13 protein-coding genes are annotated in these 18,380 nt (G+C 64.4%); 2 read left to right on the top strand and 11 right to left on the bottom strand.

Features of this window, described 5'->3' with window-relative positions; all coding sequences use genetic code 11:
- Positions 1 to 26: 26 nt before the first annotated feature.
- Positions 27 to 1,535 carry a DUF6508 domain-containing protein gene (locus PG2093B_RS03720; protein ID WP_242502810.1) on the bottom strand — a complete coding sequence of 503 codons (1,509 nt, stop codon included), beginning with the start codon at positions 1,533 to 1,535 and terminating at the stop codon, positions 27 to 29.
- A 354-nt stretch (positions 1,536 to 1,889) separates the two neighbouring features.
- Between PG2093B_RS03720 and PG2093B_RS03715 the strand changes: the two genes are divergently transcribed.
- A complete protein-coding gene (locus tag PG2093B_RS03715; RefSeq protein ID WP_129897359.1) occupies positions 1,890 to 3,770 on the top strand; it encodes an AMP-dependent synthetase/ligase in 1,881 nt (626 codons plus the stop codon).
- Between the two features lie 86 nt (positions 3,771 to 3,856).
- Here PG2093B_RS03715 and PG2093B_RS03710 read toward each other — a convergent pair whose 3' ends face one another.
- Positions 3,857 to 5,434 (bottom strand): MFS transporter, encoded by a 1,578-nt coding sequence (locus PG2093B_RS03710; RefSeq protein ID WP_129897426.1) that lies wholly within the window; start codon positions 5,432 to 5,434, stop codon positions 3,857 to 3,859.
- A complete protein-coding gene (locus PG2093B_RS03705) occupies positions 5,400 to 6,764 on the bottom strand; it encodes a replication-associated recombination protein A (RefSeq protein ID WP_129897358.1) in 1,365 nt (454 codons plus the stop codon). Before PG2093B_RS03705 ends, PG2093B_RS03710 begins: the two co-directional genes overlap by 35 nt.
- A 90-nt stretch (positions 6,765 to 6,854) precedes the next feature.
- Here PG2093B_RS03705 and PG2093B_RS03700 point away from each other — a divergent pair, with 90 nt between their 5' ends.
- Positions 6,855 to 9,425, top strand: a complete 2,571-nt coding sequence (locus PG2093B_RS03700) for a DEAD/DEAH box helicase (RefSeq protein WP_129897357.1) — start codon at positions 6,855 to 6,857, stop codon at positions 9,423 to 9,425.
- Positions 9,426 to 9,427: 2 nt separating this feature from the next.
- On the opposite strand, the gene PG2093B_RS03695 is transcribed toward PG2093B_RS03700, so the two are convergent.
- The 8 genes from PG2093B_RS03695 to hisS all read right to left on the bottom strand — a co-directional run bounded on the left by PG2093B_RS03695 (position 9,428) and on the right by hisS (position 18,341).
- Positions 9,428 to 10,405, bottom strand: a complete 978-nt coding sequence (locus PG2093B_RS03695; protein WP_129897356.1) for a PPK2 family polyphosphate kinase — start codon at positions 10,403 to 10,405, stop codon at positions 9,428 to 9,430.
- Positions 10,406 to 10,518: 113 nt separating this feature from the next.
- Entirely contained in the window at positions 10,519 to 11,649 is a 1,131-nt protein-coding gene (locus PG2093B_RS03690; protein ID WP_129897355.1) for an amino acid ABC transporter permease, read from the bottom strand.
- A 3-nt stretch (positions 11,650 to 11,652) separates the two neighbouring features.
- Positions 11,653 to 12,330 carry an amino acid ABC transporter permease gene (locus PG2093B_RS03685; RefSeq protein ID WP_129897354.1) on the bottom strand — a complete coding sequence of 226 codons (678 nt, stop codon included), beginning with the start codon at positions 12,328 to 12,330 and terminating at the stop codon, positions 11,653 to 11,655.
- A 4-nt stretch (positions 12,331 to 12,334) separates the two neighbouring features.
- Positions 12,335 to 13,183 carry a glutamate ABC transporter substrate-binding protein gene (locus PG2093B_RS03680; protein WP_033488283.1) on the bottom strand — a complete coding sequence of 283 codons (849 nt, stop codon included), beginning with the start codon at positions 13,181 to 13,183 and terminating at the stop codon, positions 12,335 to 12,337.
- A 38-nt stretch (positions 13,184 to 13,221) separates the two neighbouring features.
- Positions 13,222 to 14,007: an amino acid ABC transporter ATP-binding protein gene (locus PG2093B_RS03675; RefSeq protein ID WP_129897353.1), complete on the bottom strand. Its 786-nt coding sequence runs from the start codon at positions 14,005 to 14,007 to the stop codon at positions 13,222 to 13,224.
- Positions 14,008 to 14,106: 99 nt separating this feature from the next.
- The gene (locus tag PG2093B_RS03670) at positions 14,107 to 14,889 is read right to left on the bottom strand and encodes an alpha/beta hydrolase family protein (protein ID WP_129897352.1); all 783 of its coding nucleotides are present in this window, start codon (positions 14,887 to 14,889) and stop codon (positions 14,107 to 14,109) included.
- A gap of 163 nt (positions 14,890 to 15,052) precedes the next feature.
- Entirely contained in the window at positions 15,053 to 16,849 is a 1,797-nt protein-coding gene (gene aspS / locus PG2093B_RS03665; RefSeq protein ID WP_095507649.1) for an aspartate--tRNA ligase, read from the bottom strand.
- Between the two features lie 88 nt (positions 16,850 to 16,937).
- Positions 16,938 to 18,341 (bottom strand): histidine--tRNA ligase, encoded by a 1,404-nt coding sequence (gene hisS / locus PG2093B_RS03660; protein WP_101429454.1) that lies wholly within the window; start codon positions 18,339 to 18,341, stop codon positions 16,938 to 16,940.
- Positions 18,342 to 18,380 lie beyond the last annotated feature (39 nt).

Raw genomic sequence — 18,380 nt, 5'->3', positions numbered from 1 at the left:
TTTCACCGATTGGCGTGGCCGGCGGTTCACTGGCCTCCTTGCGGCGCTTCCCCATCCAATGCGCGCAGACGCATGAGCATGCGCACGAGTTGGCCGTTTTCCAGGCATTCCGCCAGGAATCCCTCATTGCGGCGTTCGCGGTACACCGCCATCGTGATCAGTGCGCACAGCAGGCGCGCGTCCATCGAATCGACGTTGAGGATGTCGAAGCGCACGTCTTTGTCGAGCCCGTAGTCGCGCATGGTGTCCAGGTAATCCTCGTCGCCGCGGTTGATGACGAGGTCGATGAACCCGAGCACCGTCTTGCTGTAGACGCAATAGCCCACGCTCGGCAGGCCCATCACGGCGGAATCCATGAACTCCACATGGTAGAGCGGCTCGCCACCCATCGTGAACGGTTCGATGAACGACGACAGCCAGCGGTAGTCCGGACGCGCGTTGCGCTCCTCGCGCACCATGGCCACCACATCCACGTAGTGGTTGTAGTTGTCGCCTTGGTCCTCCACCGCGACAACATCGGACGAGCGGTGCGCACGCTCGGGCAGGCGGTCCTGCGGAATGAGGATGCGGAAGCTGTAATAGCGCGCCATCTCCAGCACGGCGGCCACGATATGCGGGCAGATGCGCTTGGCTTGGGCATCGGCGCACGTGCACACGGCCTTGGCGAGCACGTCGTGGCGCATCAGGATGTCCACCTGTTCGGTGTGTTCGCCGTCGTGCACCTCGATGTGGCGGATGCCGAACGCCGTTTCGATCAGGCTGTCCACATGGCCGTCGCGAATCAGCGCGGCGCCGCGCTCGAGCGACTCGGGCGACGCCCATTGCGGCAGGTCGCGCAATTCGCGGCCCACGTGGATCGCACCCTCGAGCATGCGTGCACGTGCGCTGTTGCCGAGCGCGAGCGCGCGCCGGCGGTCGTCGGGAATGTCGAGCGCCTGTTCGGATATCGTCATTTCGACGGTGTCGAGCGCGTGCACACGCAGTGGGTCGGTGTTCAGCTCGTTGATGCGCACGATGTTCGCGTTCTTGATCTCCGTGCCGGGGATGCGGTGCCATGCGCTCACCGGCAGCAGCACCTTCGAGTTTTCGTACAACACAATGAAATTGCGGCCGATCGACGCATACCACCATTCGTCCATCGTGTTGTGCATCGGGTCGCGCACCGCGTCCTTGACGACCTTCCAGCTGGGCAGCTTGTCTTCGGTCGTGCCGAACACCTCGGCGAGGTTGGTGCGGAACGCCCCCGAGTACATGATGCCGCCGGTCACGCCGGACGACATGAGCGCACGGAACGACCGGTAGGTCACCGGCACGGCGTCGATGTCGCACTGCTCATACACGGTGCCGGGGCCGTAGGTGATGAGCGGGTCGTCCCCGCGCAGCGACCCGTCAGGTGTCGGGTATTCGCACAGCACCAGCGCGCCGCAGTTCGGGCATTGCTCGAGCACGCGCCCCCCAGGCAGCGTGACCCCCATTTCAAAACCGCAATCGTAGTTATAATGCGCCAACGACGACGATGGAATGAAACCGAACATCTCGGGACCTGTGTGGCGCAGCCCTTTGAGCGGTCCACCGCACACGCATTGCCTCCTGACCACCGGGCGCCTCCTTGTCAGACTGTTCGGTCATGGCGAAGATTTCATTATCTCTGCCAACCCCGAATTCTGCGCCGCTGCAGCTCCCTGTGTTCACTGCAAGCGAACTTCACTACATTTCAGTCACACGAATGCTCCCGTAACTAATTTCAGTATACGCCTATGTTCGTTGTGAGCAAAACACTCGATACGCCTACGTAAGCGTAACCAGACCGAACGTCGTCAGCGCAATGCCTGCGGTCATGTCGGCGCAGCCCGGCGTGTTGTAGCGCCAATCGTGTAATTCGTATAGATATGAGTGAAGACCGTTCCACACAGGGCACGCCGGCCCGCGCCGAAGACGGCACGCGCAACGCCGGCATCGTCAAGCAGTATGAAACCCCACTGCACAAGCCAATCGACCCGGACATCAACCTGTTCGACTTTCTTCAGGGGCGCGCCGAGCGCAACCCCGACGGTTCGATGGTCGGGTACAAGGACGCCGACGGCGTCTGGCAATCGTTCACGGCGGTGGAGTTCCGCGACAAGGTCATCGCGATCGCCAAGGGCCTGATCGGCTGGGGCGCACGCCCCGGCGAATCCATCGCGATCATCGCGCACACCCGTTGGGAATGGGTGGCCCTCGACATGGCGATCATGGCGATCGGCTGTGTGACGATCCCCGTGTATGAGACCAATTCCGCCGCGCAGATGCACACCGTGTTCAACGACGCCGAAGTGGTGCTCGTGTTCGCGGAGGACGACACGCAGCGCGACAAGGTGGAATCGGTGTCGAACGAATCGCCGTCCGTGCGCGCGTCGTTCGTCATCGACTCCGACGCGGTGGACGCGATCATCGCGTTCGGCGCGCATGTGAACGACGAGGAGTTCACCAAGCGCAAGAACGCCGCACACGGCGACACGCTTGCCACGATCATCTACACGTCCGGCTCGACCGGCACCCCGAAGGGCGTCGAGATCAGCCACCGCAACATGGCCGCCGAATGCATGCACGCGTTGCAGTACATGCCACGCGCGATCGACATCCCGGACCGCCGACTGCTGCTCTTCCTGCCGTTGAGCCACGTCTTCGCGCGCTTCATGGCCACGGTGGCGTTCGCCGGCACCCTCACGCTCGGCCTGTCGAGCAACATGAAGACGATTATCAAGGACTTCGAGGAATTCGGTCCCACCCTGCTGCTCGCCGTGCCGCGCGTGTTCGAAAAGGTGTACAACGCGGCGTCGCAGCGCGCGGGCAGCGGCTTCGCCGGCAAGATGTTCCTGCGTGGCGTGGCCGCCGCACAGGAATGGTCGAAGTACGAGCAGTCCGGCGAGAAGATGCCCATGTCGGTGAAGATGCGCCACGCGTTCTACGACAAGGTCGTGTACAGCAAGATCCGCACCGTGTTCGGCCCGAACGCCGACTTCGCCATCACCGGCGGCGCGCCGATGGACCCCGACCTCGCGCATTTCTACAACGGCATCGGCATGCCGCTGCTCGAAGGCTATGGCATGACCGAAACGAGCGGACCGGTGTGCGTGAGCCTGCCGGAAAACAACCACATCGGCACGATCGGACAGCCGCTGTGCGGCACGACGGTCGGCATCGCCGAAGACGGCGAACTGTGCTTCAAGGGCGACAGCGTATGCATGGGCTACCACAACCAACCCGAGGTCACCAACCAGCAGATCGTGGACGGCTGGCTGCATACCGGCGACCTTGGTGACGTGGACGACGAGGGCTTCATCACCCTCACCGGCCGCAAGAAGGACCTCATCATCACCGCCGGCGGCAAGAACGTCTCCCCCGGCCAGCTCGAGACGACCGTCATGACGTCGCCCGTCGTGGCGCAGTGCCTCGTGATCGGCGACCGCAAGCCGTTCATCGCGGCGCTCATCACGCTCGACCTGGACGACGCCAACGCGTGGCTCGCCTCGCAGGGCGCCGCGACCGCGGACTCGCTCGAGGAACTCTCGAAGAACCCGATCGTGCACGCCGAGGTCGAACGCATCGTCAACAAGGCGAACGAGGGCGTCTCCCGCGCGGAGTCGATCCGCAAGTTCGAGATCCTGCCCGACGAGTTCACCCAGGCGAACGGCATGCTCACGGCGAGCCTCAAGTCGCGCCGCGCGCAGATCGTGGACCACTACCGCAAGCTCATCGACACCGTGATCTACGTGCCGCGCAAGAAGTGACGCGCGCATAACGGCGGCCGACGCATATGGTTCGGGTCCCACACCATCATGATGGTGTGGGACCCGAACCATATGCGGGCCGTGTTTCAGGCGCATACGGCCCGGCGCGCGGACATGCGGAACGCCGCGAAGAGGCAGACCCATGCCACGCAGACGATGGTGAGCATGGCCGCGAACGTCCATGCGCCACCGACCGCGGTCGCATGGGCGAACGCCGGACTGTGCTCGGCGCCGGCGCCGGCCTGCGCGATGGCGAACACGGTCGAGAACAGCGTGGTGCCCGCGGCGCCGCCGAACTGGAGCGCCGTATTGAACACGGCATTGCCGTCCGGTGTGAACTCGCGGTGGATGCCGTTGATCGCGTCCGTCATGATGTTCGAGAAGCCAAGCGCATACCCTACACCGAACACGAAGTAGAACAACGCGAGCAGCACCGGCGTCAGACGCATCGAGAACACGAGCATGAGCGCGATCGCCACGATGCAGCATGCGAACGCGATGAGGATCGGCCGTGTGGGGCCATGCTTGTCGTACAGCATGCCGCCCACCGGGGCGAAGAACGCGCCGATGAGGGCGCCGGGCAAGACAAGCATGCCCGCCACAAGCGCGGTGGTGTGCAGCGAAAGCTGGGCGAGGTTCGTGATCACGTAGCCGAATCCGATGCCCACCATCGGCAGCATCGTGTACGGCAGCAGATGCAGCAGCACGACCGGGTCACGCAGCCAGCCCAAGCGGATGAGCGGCGAGAAGGAGCGGCGCGACGACCAGGCGAAGAACACGAGCGCGCCCACGCCGGCCACGAGGCTCACCGCCGCGATGACGGCGGCGGATTCCCACGCACCGCCCGCGACCGCCGTGCTGACGGCGACACCGGTCTGGTTGAGCGCAAGGATGAGGCCCGAAAGCCCGATCACAATCGCGGCGAATTGGAGTGGATTGAGCTTCGTGGGCTGCGTGGGGCGTGTCTGATGGATGCAGATCAGTCCGATGGGCAGCGACACGAGCAGCACGACGGGGATGACAATCACGAAGATGCTGCGCCACGGCAGCACGCTCGCCACGGCACCGCCGACGGTCGGCCCGATTGCGGGGGCCACGGTGATGACGAGCGAGCCGACGCCCATCAGGCGACCGACCTTCGAGTGCGGGGACTGCTCGAGGATGATGTTGATCATCAACGGTGTGGCGATGCCGGAACCAACGCCTTGGACCACGCGGGCGCACAGGATCACCGGGAACGAATGCCCCACGATCATGAGGCATGATCCGAGCACGGCGAGGATGACCGCCGCGATGAAGGTGGACTTCATGGTGAACCGGCGGTTGAGATATGACGAAATCGGCATCGTCACCCCCACCACGAGCAGGTAGATGGTGGTGATCCACTGCACGGTGGCCGTGTCCACGTGGAATTCAGCCATGAGCTCAGGGAACAGCACCGTCATGACCGTTTCGGTGAGGATGCCGATGAAGGCGAGCGACCCCACCGATACGATCGATCCGATGAGGCGTTTGGGGATGCGCTCAGGGGCGGTGGCCACCGCTTCCCCATTCCGATGCACCTGTGTCCCTTGAGGCTGTTGCCCGTTCACGCATGAGCTCCTTTCTTCGCCGCCTATGGTGCGGCCACTACGGTTCGTGTTCGGCTGGCGGATCCGCTTCATGCAGGATGCGGCGGATGCCTTCCAGCCGCTGCCCCACTTCGCGTTCGTACCCGCGCCCATTGGGATGGTAGTATTCCCGCCCAACCAATTCGTCGGGCATGTATTGCTGCGGTGCCACCGCACCGGGGGCGTCATGGGCGTACTGGTACCCTTCGTGGTTGCCCCAGCTCTTCATCAACGCCGTGGGCGCATTGCGCAGATGCAACGGCACCTGGCCGATCCTGCCGGCATCGACGTCCGCGAGCGCCTCGTTGATCGCCATGTAGCTCGCGTTCGACTTGGGCGCGGTGGCCACGGCGATTGCCGCTTCCGAAAGGATGATGCGTGCTTCGGGCATGCCGATCATCGCCACCGCCTGGGCTGCGGCGACCGTGACCTGCAGCACCTGCGGCGCCGCCATGCCCACTTCCTCGGATGCGGCGATCATGATGCGCCGGGCGATGAATCGGGGGTCCTCACCCGCCCTCAGCATGCGGGCGAGATAGTGGAGCGTGGCGTCCACGTCGGATCCCCGCATCGATTTGATGAAGGCCGAGATCACGTCGTAGTGGTCGTCGCCGTCTTTGTCGTACCGCACGGTCGCCACGTCCATGACCTGGGCCACGGTCCGGGCGGTGATCACACGCCCGTCGCCACCACCGAGCGCGCCGGCGGCCGCTTCGAGGATCGTCAACGACTTGCGCGCGTCGCCGCCGGCCATGCGCACGATGTCGTCGAGCGCATCCCCGTCAAGCCGCACGGTGCCGTTGAGCCCCCGGGGGTCGGGTACGGCCCGGGTGAGGACCTCGCGCAGTTCGGCGTCGGTGAGCGATTCGAGCTTGACGACGACCGACCGGCTCAGCAGCGGTTTGATCACCGAGAAACTCGGGTTCTCCGTGGTGGCGGCGATGAAGGTGACGTCACGGTTCTCCACGCTCGGCAGCAATGCGTCCTGCTGCGATTTCGAGAACCGGTGCACCTCGTCGATGAACAGCACCGTCTCGCGGCCCTGTGAGACAAGGCGTTCATGGGCGCGCGCAAGCACCTCGCGCACGTCTTTGACACCCGACGTGACAGCGGACAGCTCCTCGAACGCACGCCCGGATTGGTGGGCCACAATGTACGCGAGCGTCGTCTTGCCCACCCCAGGGGGTCCGAAGAGGATGACCGAGCTGGGGGCGGTGAGCGAGCCGGTCGACGCCGGGTCCGCCAGCCGGCGCAGCGGGGAGCCCGGACGCAGCACGCGGGACTGCCCGATCACGTCGTCGAGCGTGTCGGGGCGCATGCGCACGGCCAGCGGGCGCACCACGTCGCCGCCGGCCTCTGTCGCGGAAAACAAATCTTCGGTCATGGGGCCAAGTGTAGCGCCCGGCACACAATCGAACAAATGTTCGACACGCGGTGGGCGTATGCGCGCACGCCTCTGATTACACTGGAGACCATGGCAGATGACGAGACGATGTACGGTTCGCTGGGGCGCCTGGCCCCGGCATGGGGCAGCGATGAGGTGCTGGGCGGCGACGCGATCTATGAGCGCTTCTTCGCGTGGGTGCGCGACACGAAAGGCATCGACCCGTGGCCGCATCAGGAAGAGGCGATCATGGACCTGCTCGCCGGCGACCATGTGATCCTCAACACCCCCACCGGCTCAGGCAAATCGCTTGTAGCCCTCGGCATGCATTTCGCCGCGCTGTGCACATCGCGGCGCTCCTATTACACCGCACCGATCAAGGCCCTCGTCTCCGAGAAGTTCTTCGACCTCGTCGAGGTGTTCGGCCGCGACAATGTGGGCATGATCACCGGCGACTCGCACATCAACCCGGACGCGCCGATCATCTGCTGCACCGCCGAAATCCTGGCGAACCAGGCCCTGCGTGAGGGGACACACGCGGACATCGGCTGTGTGGCGATGGACGAATTCCATTTCTACGGCGACCCCGAGCGCGGCTGGGCATGGCAGGTGCCGCTGCTCACCCTGCCCCAGACCCAGTTTTTGCTCATGAGCGCCACACTCGGCGATGTGGACGCGATCGCACGCAAACTCGAGCGCATGACGGACGCCGACGTCGACATCATCGCCGATGCGCCGCGCCCGGTGCCACTGACCTACGAATACACGCTCCAGCCGCTCGAACGCACGGTGGAACACGCGTTCGCCAACGGCGAGACGCCAATCTATGTGGTCCATTTCTCGCAGGACGCCGCGCTCGACACCGCACAGTCGCTCGCGAGTGCGGGCGTGTCAAGCAAGGAGCAACGCAAGGCGATCGCCGACGCGATCGCCGGCACACGGTTCACCACCGCATTCGGCAAGATCCTGCAACGCCTGCTGCGCAACGGCGTGGGAATCCATCACGCCGGCATGCTGCCGCGCTACCGCCGTCTCGTCGAACAACTCGCGCAGCAGGGCCTGCTGCCGGTGATCTGCGGCACCGACACCCTTGGCGTCGGCATCAATGTGCCGATCCATTCGGTCGTGCTCACCCAGCTCACCAAATTCGACGGCACGCGCATGCGCAAGCTGCGCGCCCGCGAATTCCACCAGATCGCCGGGCGTGCCGGGCGCATGGGATTCGACACCGAGGGCCTTGTGATCGCCGAAGCGCCCGAATACGAGATCGAGAACGCGAAGGCGGTGGCCAAGGCCGGCGACGACCCGAAGAAGTTACGCAAGATCAAGCGCAAGAAGGCGCCCGAAGGGTTTGTAACCTGGAACGAGACGACGTTCGACAAACTCATCGACGCCGCCCCTGAGACCTTGGTGCCGCATATGAAGGTGACGCATTCGATGGTGCTCAACGAGGTGGCGCAGGGCGGTGACGCGCGGGCGCGCGTGGCGCGGCTCATCGACGACTCCCAACAGACCGAGGAGCAGAAAGACAAGCTGCACACCCGCGCCGATGAGATCTTCCAGACGCTGTTCGACACCGACGTGATCGAGGTCGTGGAGAACCCGGACGGCTCCAAGGACTATATGACCACCGTGGACCTGCCGAGCGATTTCGCGCTCGACCAGCCGTTGAGCCCGTTCCTGCTCGCGGCGTTGGAACTGCTCGACCCGGAAAGCGAGACCTATGCGCTCGACGTCATCTCGATGGTCGAAAGCACGCTCGAAGACCCCAAACAGGTGCTGCGCGCGCAGGAGCGCCAGGCGCGTGACGCCGCCATGGCGGAGATGAAGGCCGATGGCGTGGACTATGACGAGCGCATGGAACGGTTGCAGGAGATCACCTACCCCAAGCCGTTGGCCGACATGCTCGACGCCGCGTTCGACGAATACCGCCACGATGTGCCGTGGGCCAACGACTACTGGCTGAGCCCCAAATCCGTGGTGCGCGACATGGTCGAGACCGCCTCGGACTTCACGAGCTACATCGCCCGCTACAACATCGCCCGCTCCGAGGGCACATTGCTGCGCTATCTTTCGGACGCCTACCGGGTGCTCGCCCGTACGGTGCCGCCGGAAAAACGCGACGACCGGCTCGACGACATCATCGCATGGCTGCGCGTGGTCGTGCGCTCGATCGATTCGAGCCTCGTCGACGAATGGGAGAACGCCGGCGCGCTCGAGGCGAGCGCCGAGGCGGCCACGCTCGCGGCGCCGGCGGGCGCCGAAGCCGTGATCGAGGACCGCCGCGGGTTCACCGTGCTCGTACGCAACGCGCTGTTCCGCCGTGTGCAGCTCATCGACCTCGACAAGCCCGACGAGCTTGGCGAGCTCGACAAGGAATGGCATTACGGCGTGCACGAATGGGAGGACACGCTCGACGCCTTCTACGACGACCACGAATACGTCAACACCGACATGAAAGCGCGCAGCGGCGAGTTCGTGACGATTGACGACCGGCATGAGAAAGACGAGCACACGTGGACCGTGCGTCAGGTGCTCGACGATTCCGATGGCGACCACAATTGGGCCATCACCGGCGTCATCGACTTGGACGCCTCGCAGGAGCGCGGCGAAGTGGTCTTCCTGGACTACGCGGTGCGCAACATGCTCGAATCGGCGTGAGGTCAGGCCGATTCGAGCCGACGCAGCGTCTCGGCGCGGTCCACATCGAGCGCGGGCCACGTCATGTTCATGTTCTTCATCGTGGTGCGCAGCAGTTCGGAGACGACGATGCGCGAATACCATCGTTTGTCAGCCGGCACAAGGAACCATGGCGCGTACGGTGTGCTCGTGCGTTCGAACACGTCCTGCCACGCCTGCATGTAGTCGCCCCACCGGTCGCGCGCGTCAAGGTCGCTCGCATCGAACTTCCAGTATTTGCGCGGGTCGTCGAGCCGGTCGATGAAATGCCGGCGCTGCTCCTCTTTGCTCGAGACGAGGAAGATCTTGATGATCGAGCAGCCGCTCGCCACGAGGTTGCGTTCGAATTCGTTGACCTCCGCGTAGCGGGCCTGCCACACCTCCTCGGGGAATGTGCCGTAGACGTGCGGCATCACGATGTCTTCGTACTGCGAGCGGTCGAAGATCGAGATCCACCCGTGCGACGGCAGTTCACGGCGGATGCGCCACAGGTAATGGTGCTTCTGCTCCTCGGCGTCCGGGGCGCCGAACCCGTGGTAGTGGATGCCCATCGGATCCACTTGGCTGAACACATGGCGTACGATGCCGCCTTTGCCTGAGGCGTCCATGCCTTGCAGGATGATCAGCAGCCGCCGGTGGTCGCCACGCACCCCATTGGCGTACATCAACCGCTGGTAGCGTGCGATTTCGCCGGCGCTGAGCTGGTTGAAGCGTTCGCCGTCGTCCTGGTCCCCCTCGAACCCCGGCGTGGCCCCGGCATCGAGTTCCGTCAGGCGCATGCCGCTGTGGAAACGCAGCAACTGCGCGGGCGGCAGCGTCCACACCGAGCTGAGCATCTCACTGGATTTGGCCGCCAAGGCCAGACGCTCGGCGACCTGCGTGCTGCGGTTGGCCGCGCTCGTGCTGTCCTGGGCCTTGCGGATCGTCTTTCTGATCGCCTTGCTTCGTTTGTCTTTCGCCATGGCACCAGTGTAGTCCTGCTCATGGCTCGCACGCGGCCGGACCCAACGGTCGAGGCCGTCTCCCGCGACACAGGAGACGGCCTCGACCAATATATGCCATGCGGGCGTGTGGGCTACTTGCGCTTGCCCTTCCCCTTGCGCGGGTACGGGAAGCGGGAGTGCCCGGCATCCTGATCGGTGTGCCCCGATCCCCTGTGGTGCACTTGGATCTGGCTTTCCGGCTGGGTCTCGTCGAATCCCTGCGCGTAGCGGGTGCGGCGCCAGTTGTGGATCGAGGCGTTCGAGCCACGGTGATGCACGTGGTAGGTGCGCTGCGCGCCACCGAACGGGCGTTCCTCGCGCGCCACGGCGATCTGGTTGGCGTTCGACGGGTCCATGATCGCGATAGGCGCGACCGGCTCCGCCTCCGTTGGGGCGAGCGTGCGCTTCTGCATGTGCGACGGCAGCCATTCGGCCAGGCGCGAGAGCAGCCAGCAGACGATGAAGTAGATCACCGCGGCCACCACGAGCGTCTGCAGGATGTCGAAGTACATCGAGCCAAGTCGGCGCGATTCCTGCAGCAGGTCGGTGTACATGATGATCGAGCCGAGCGCCGTGTCCTTGAGCACCACGACGAGCTGCGTCACGGCGGCCGGCAGCATAGCATAGATCGCCTGCGGCACCTCGACGCTCATGAGCGACTGCGTGCGCGTCAGGCCGAGCGCCACAGCCGCCTCATGCTGGCCGTTGGGCAGGTTGCCGACGCCGGAGCGCACGAGCTCGGCGACCACGGAGCCGTTGTAGAGCACAAGCGAAATCACCACGGACCAATACGCCGGGCTCGGCAGGTCGAGGAACGCGAACGCACGCCAGAAGAAGATCATCATGATCAGCACCGGCACGGCGCGGCAGAACTCGATGACGACCGCGCACACAGTACGCAGGACCACATTGGGGATGAGTCGGCCGATGCCGAACAGCAGGCCGAACACGACGGCGCCGATGACCGCGAGGAACGTGGCGCGCAGAGTGGCCCACAGGCCGGGCAGATAGAAATCGCTCCAGGCCTCGCCGTCAAGCGCCGGCTTCCACAGCTCCCAGCTGAGCTGGTTCTCGCCGTCCGGTGGATTGTACAGACGGACCAGAATGAGCACGAGCACCGCGAAGAACACGATCGCGGCGATCCAGTTGATGACGCGGATGCGTTTGCGCATGCGCGGGCCGGGCTGGTCGAAGAGCAGCGCGCTTTCATTGGATGCAGCCATGGGTCACCTCCGTACCGCGAGCTTGTTGGACAGGAATGTGGTCAGCACGCCGATCGGGATGATCAGGATCACGTAGCCGAACGCGAAGATGAGGAAGATCTGCACGATCACGTCGGGGCGGAACTCGATCATCTCGCTCATCAGCGACGACGTTTCAGTGGCCACCGAGGCCGCCGCGGCGACGGTCGAGTTCTTGAGCAACGCGATCAGCGTGTTGCCCAACGGGGCGACCGAGCCGCGCAACGCCTGTGGCATGATGATCAGCGTGGCGGACTGCATGAAGTTGAGTCCCATCGCACGGGCCGCCTCGGCCTGGCCGAGCGGCACGGTGTTGATGCCCGAACGCAGCGACTCGCACACGAACGCCGCCGTGTACAGGCTCAGGCCCACCACGGCAAGCCAGAAGAAGTTCGTGTCGAAATTGTCCGAGAAGCTGATCTTGAGCTGGGCGAACACGCCGAGCACCATGAACACCATGATGATCGTCAGCGGCATGTTCTTGAACAGCTCCACGTAGCCGGCGGCCACGCGGCGCATCGACGAGATCGGCGAGATGCGCATCACCACGAGGATGATGCCCAGGATGGCCGAGAAGATCGCCGACCAGAACGTCAGTTCGAGGTTGACGAGGAACGCGGCCGGCACATTGTACGACTGGAACAGTGACAGGAATCCGTCCATGTGATCACTCCCCTTCGTCCGGTGTCGGCGGGTTGTACTTCGGGTCCGGCCTGTATCCGGTGCCCTTCGTGTTCGTCTCGATCGCGCGTTCCCATTCGCCTGTCTTGATCATCTCTTCGATCGCGTCGTTGATCTTCGTGGCGAATTCCTTGCTGTCGGCGTCCTTCTTGATGCCGACGCCGTAGTATTCCTGCGTGAACGGCTTGCCGACCACCTTGAGCTTGCCGCGCGAGGCCGCGGCCAGACCGGCGAGGATGATGTCGTCGGTCGTCACGGCGTCCACGATGCCCGAAAGCAACGCGGTGGCGCATTCGGCATAGCCCGGCTGCTCCATCAGCTGCACTTCCTTGGCGAACTTCTCCTTGACCACTTTGGCCGAAGTGGAGCCGGTCACCGAGCACAGGCGCTTGCCGTTGAGGTCCTGCGGGCCGGTGATGCCCTTTTCGTTGGACCGGATGAGCAGGTCCTGGCCGGCCACGAAATACGGGCCCGCGAAGTCCACGGCCTTCTTGCGTTCGTCGGTGATCGAGTACGACGCGAGGATCATGTCGACGTCACCGTTCTGCAGCATGGCCTCACGCTGCTTGCTCGGCGCCTCCTTGAACTCGATTTCGGCGTCGGTGTAGCCGAGCTGGTTCGCGATGTAACGCGCCACATCCACATCGAAGCCCTCATAGGTGCCGGATTTCTTGAATCCAAGGCCCGGCTGGTCGAATTTGATGCCGACCTTGATCGTGTGGTCACTGCTGCCCGACGCCGAGCCGCAGGCGGCCACGGACGCCACACAGGCCGTTGCGCACAACGCCGCGACCACCCCGCGGCATACGCGGCGCAATGTTGTTGTTCTTACCATGTGTCTTCCATCTTCCTTCAGGCTGACCGGTCGAGCGGTCAGTGCGTGAGAATCTTCGACAGGAACTCCTGGGCTCGTGCCGTCTGCGGATGCTCGAAGAACTCGTCGGGTGTGCCGCGTTCCAGGATCTGGCCGTCGGCCATGAAGATGATCTTGTCGGCGGCCTTGCGCGCAAAGCCCATCTCGTGCGTCACGCACAACATGGTCATGCCCTCGTGCGCGAGCTCCACCATCACGTCGAGCACCTCGTTGACCATTTCAGGGTCGAGCGCCGAAGTGGGCTCGTCGAACAGCATGACCTTGGGGTGCATGGCGAGCGCACGTGCGATCGCGACGCGCTGCTGCTGGCCGCCCGAAAGCTGCGACGGCATCTTGTTGGCCTGCGAATCGACGCCCACACGGGCCAGCAGGTCCATCGCTTCGCGCTCGGCCTGGGTCTTGTCCATATGGCGCACCTTGATCGGCGCGAGCGTCACGTTCTCGAGGATCGTCTTGTTGGCGAAGAGGTTGAAGGACTGGAAGACCATGCCCACTTCGGCGCGCAGCTGCGCCAGGGCCTTGCCTTCCTGCGGCAACGGCTGGCCGTCGATGCGGATGACGCCCGAATCGATCGTCTCGAGGCGGTTGATGGTGCGGCACATCGTGGATTTGCCGGACCCCGAGGGGCCGACGATCACGAGGACCTCGCCCTTCTTGACTTTGAGGTTGATGTCGCGCAGCACATGCAGGTTGCCATAGTGCTTTTCGACGTGCTCGAGTTCGACGAGGTACTTGCCGTCGTCTTCCCGGGCAGCGTTCTGTTGTGTTTCATTGAGTATTGTCATAGAGGCATAGTGTATGGCGCGCATGTAACAGGCGGCGCACAAATCCGCTTTGTTCGCTCACCACTAATTTTTGTCGCGCCTTGCCCCCTCGACGCGCGCTCAGACCGCCTCTTCTTCGTTCACCAGGAACTGCGTGGCCTCGGTGAGCGCCGTCACGCGGTCCTCGCCGGTGAACGTGTGGCCCAAGTCGGTGTAGAGGCTCGCCTCGCAGTTCGGCATCGCCTCGCTGTAGTTGGCAGCGACGTGCGGCCCGATCACGGCGTCGTCCTTGCCTTGGATCACGAGCGCCGGGCCGTGGAACATCGCGGTCGTCTCGTAGATCGGCAGCATCTGGGCGATGCGCACGGATTTGCCGGCGATTGTCTGGCCTCCGGCGAGCGTGATCCGCCGTGGCACGCGGTTCACGTCGAACGGTGTGCCGAGCAGTTCGCCGCGCAGCGCGTCGTCTTTGAGCGACGCGGCCGGCGCGAGCATGACGAGCGTGTGGATGACGTCGGAGAACATGCCGGCGGTCATGCCGGCCACCACACCGCCCTGCGAATGGCCGAGCAGCGATATCTCCAGCGGGTCGTAGGCGTCGCGCACATGGTTCAGGACCGCGATGGCGTCTTCGATCTGGTTGAATACATCGGAATCCTCGAACGCGCCTTCGCTGCGGCCGCGGCCGTTGAAGTCGAATCGCACGCATGTCATGCCATGCGCGGTGAGGGCATCGCTGATGTCCTGATAGAGGTCGCCTGGCTTGACACCCATGTCGCGCAGGAACCCGTGCATGCAGATCACCACGCGGTCATGCGTGGAGCCCTGCGGATACTCCACATGACCTTGCAACGTGAGTCCGTCACGCGCCACGGTGAAATCTTCGCTGACGACCTGTGCCATACTGCCTCCTCGACTGCCTGCAAAACCAGTCCCATCGTAACGACGCCCCTCGGGGCCCCGCACGGATTCAAGCTCTCAGCTCACAGCGGCCCTGAACATTGTGGGAGGGCCCCATCACGCATCTGCGTGATGGGGCCCTCCCACAATGTTCAGTCAGCGGCGATCAGTCCTCGTCGTCCGGATCGTAATCCACGCCGGTCTCGGCGCGCTGTTCGTCGCTGATCGGCGCCGGCGCCCCGGTGAGCGGGTCGCGGCCGCCGCCGGCCTTCGGGAAGGCGATCACGTCGCGGATCGAATCGGCGCCGGCGAGCAGCGCCACCGTGCGGTCCCAGCCCAGCGCGATGCCCGCGTGCGGCGGCGCACCGTACTTGAACGCCTCGAGCAGGAAGCCGAACTTGTCATTGGCCTCTTCAGGCGTGATGCCGAGCACCTTGAGCACACGGTCCTGGATGTCGTCGCGGTGGATACGCACCGAGCCGCCGCCCATCTCGTTGCCGTTGCACACGATGTCGTAGGAATCGCTCATCGCGTGCTCGGGATCCTCGTCGAACGTGTCGATCCAATCCTTCGACGGCATCGTGAATGGATGGTGCATCGACGTCCACTTGGAATGGCCGACGGCCACGTCGTCGTCATCCGGGTCGTCGGTGCGCTTGAACAGCGGGAAGTCCACGACCCACGTGAACGCGAAGTCGTCCGGCTTGAGCAGGCCGGCGCGCTCGGCGAGCTCGACGCGCACGGCGCCGAGCAGCAACTGCGACGATTCACGGGCGCCCGCCGCGAAGAACACGGCGTCGCCTTCCTCGGCGCCCACAGCCTCCATGAGGCCGGCACGCTCCGCTTCCGAAAGGTTCTTGGCCACAGGGCCCTTGAGCTCCCCGCCCTCGGCGAAGACCACATACGCAAGGCCCTTGGCGCCGCGCTGCTTGGCCCAATCCTGCCATGCGTCGAACTGGCGGCGAGGCGTGTCGGCGCCGCCCTTGAACAGCACCGCGCCCACGTACGGCGCTTGGAACACGCGGAACGGCGTGTCCTTGAAGTAGTCGGTGAGTTCCACAAGCTCGTTGCCGAACCGCAGGTCGGGCTTGTCGGAACCGTACTTGTCCATGGCGTCCTGCCATGTGATGCGCTGGATCGGCAGCGAGACCTCATAGCCGTCGGCCTTCCAGATCGCGGCGATGACCTGCTCGGCCATGGCCATCACGTCTTCCTGGTCCACGAACGCCATCTCCATGTCGAGCTGCGTGAACTCAGGCTGGCGGTCGGCGCGGAAGTCCTCGTCACGGTAGCAGCGCGCGAACTGGTAGTAGCGCTCCACGCCGGCCACCATGAGCAGCTGCTTGAGCAGCTGCGGCGACTGCGGCAGGGCATACCACGAACCCGGAACGAGACGCGCAGGCACCACGAAATCGCGCGCGCCTTCCGGCGTGGACTTGATCATCGTGGGGGTTTCGACCTCGGTGAACCCGAGCTTGTCGAGTTCGGTGCGCGCGGCGCGCATCATGTCGGAACGCAGCGTGATGTTGCGGCTCATCGCCGGGCGGCGCAGGTCGAGGTAACGGTACTTGAGGCGCACATCCTCACCCGGCAGCTTCGTCTCGGACTCGTTCTCGAGGGCCGTGGACACCTGGAACGGCAGTGCGTCGGACTTGGCGAGCACTTCGATGTGCTCCGCCACGACCTCGACCTTGCCGGTGGCCAGATGCGTGTTCTCGTTGCCTTCCGGGCGCAGACGGACCGTGCCCTCCACCTGGATCACATACTCGCTGCGCAGCGGGCGGGCCATCTCCTCATCATTGATGACCACCTGCACCAAACCGGTGTTGTCTCGCAGGTCGATGAACGCCACGCCACCGTGGTCACGGCGACGGTCCACCCATCCGGCGAGGGTGACGTGCTCGCCGACAAGGGCTTCCGTCACGTCGGTGGCATGGTGTGTGCGATAAGCCGTCTGGCTCATACTTCCTCTATTCCTGATTCTGTTATTCCGTATTGGATTGGTCGTATTGGTTGGGAACGCGGCGAACCAGTCACCGGCGCCCCTGCTGTCAGGATCGCGCCGAACCGGCCACGGCCACCGTTTGCTGGGCATACACAGTATCGGGCTCCCACGACTGCGCGTCGGCGCCCACCTGCTCGCCCGTGACGATGTTCTTGACCTCGTCCGGGCCGTCGTTCGTGGGGTCCTCGTTCGGGAACCACACATACGGGATGCCGAGCTTGTCGGCATACTTGATCTGCTTGCCCAGTTTGGCGGCGGTCGGCGCCACGTCGGCGGCGATGCCACGCGCACGCAGCGCACGGGCGATCGCGTTCGAATCCCCACGGTTCTCTTCGTTCCACACGGCCACGAGCACGCAGGCAGGCGAGACGCGGCTCGCGGTGGCGCCTGCGCTGTGCAACATGTACGACACGAGGCGCGACAGGCCGATGGACAGGCCCACGCCCGGGTATGTGCGGTTGCCCTGCGACGCGAGGTTGTCGTAGCGGCCGCCCGAGCAGATCGAGCCGAGCGAATCCGCGCCGTCAAGGAACGTCTCATACACGGAGCCCGTGTAGTAATCGAGGCCGCGCGCGATCTTGAGGTCGGCGATGACCGAGCCGGGGCGGATATGCGCCGCCTCGTCGACGATCATCGTCAAGGTGTCGAGGCCTTCCTTGGCCATCGCGTAGTCCTCGCCGTCCATGTCGATGTGGTGGATCTCGCACAGGCCATTGAACCGGTCGATGAGCTCGCCGCCGTCGGCCGCCGTGATGCCGGCGAGCTCGAGGCACGCACGCGCCTGATCCTCGCTCGCGCCGCACGTGGTGACGAGCAGACGCACGACCTCGTCGGCGCCCACCTTGTCGAGCTTGTCGATCTCGCGCAGCACGCCTTCGATGTCGGTCAGGCCCAGGCCCCGGTAGAAGCCTTCGGAAAGCTTGCGGTTGTTGGCGTGCACAGTGGCCTTGGGAAGCCCGTACTGGCGCAGTTCCTCGAGCGCGCCCACCATGACGAGCGGCAGTTCGACCTCGTAGTGCTCAGGCAGCGTGCCTTCGCCCACCACGTCGATGTCGGCCTGCACGAATTCACGGAAACGGCCTTCCTGCGGCCGTTCGCCACGCCACACCTTCTGGATCTGCCAGCGCTTGAACGGGAACGGCAGTTCGCCGGAATGCTCCACCACATAGCGGCTCAGCGGCACGGTCAGGTCGAAATGCAGGCCGAGCCTGCGCTCGACCGGCGTCTCGGACTCATGCCCCACCTCCTGCAACCGCGACAGCAGATAGATCTCCTTGCTCGTCTCGCCTTTCTTCAGCAAGCTCGAGCCGGGCTCGATGGCGCGGGTCTCTATACCCACAAACCCATTGAGTTCGAAGACCGAACGAAGCGTGTCGATGACACGCTGCTCCACCACGCGTTCCGCGGGGAGCCACTCTGGAAAACCTGAAATTGATGCACCTTTTGCCACGTCTCACCATAATAAGCGGTGTCGCGGAAAAAACTATCG

The organism is Bifidobacterium pseudolongum subsp. globosum (assembly GCF_004155535.1).
Classification (GTDB): domain Bacteria; phylum Actinomycetota; class Actinomycetes; order Actinomycetales; family Bifidobacteriaceae; genus Bifidobacterium; species Bifidobacterium pseudolongum_C.
Note: the sequence above shows the minus strand (reverse complement) of the source record. Positions and strands in the feature narration are given on the sequence as shown.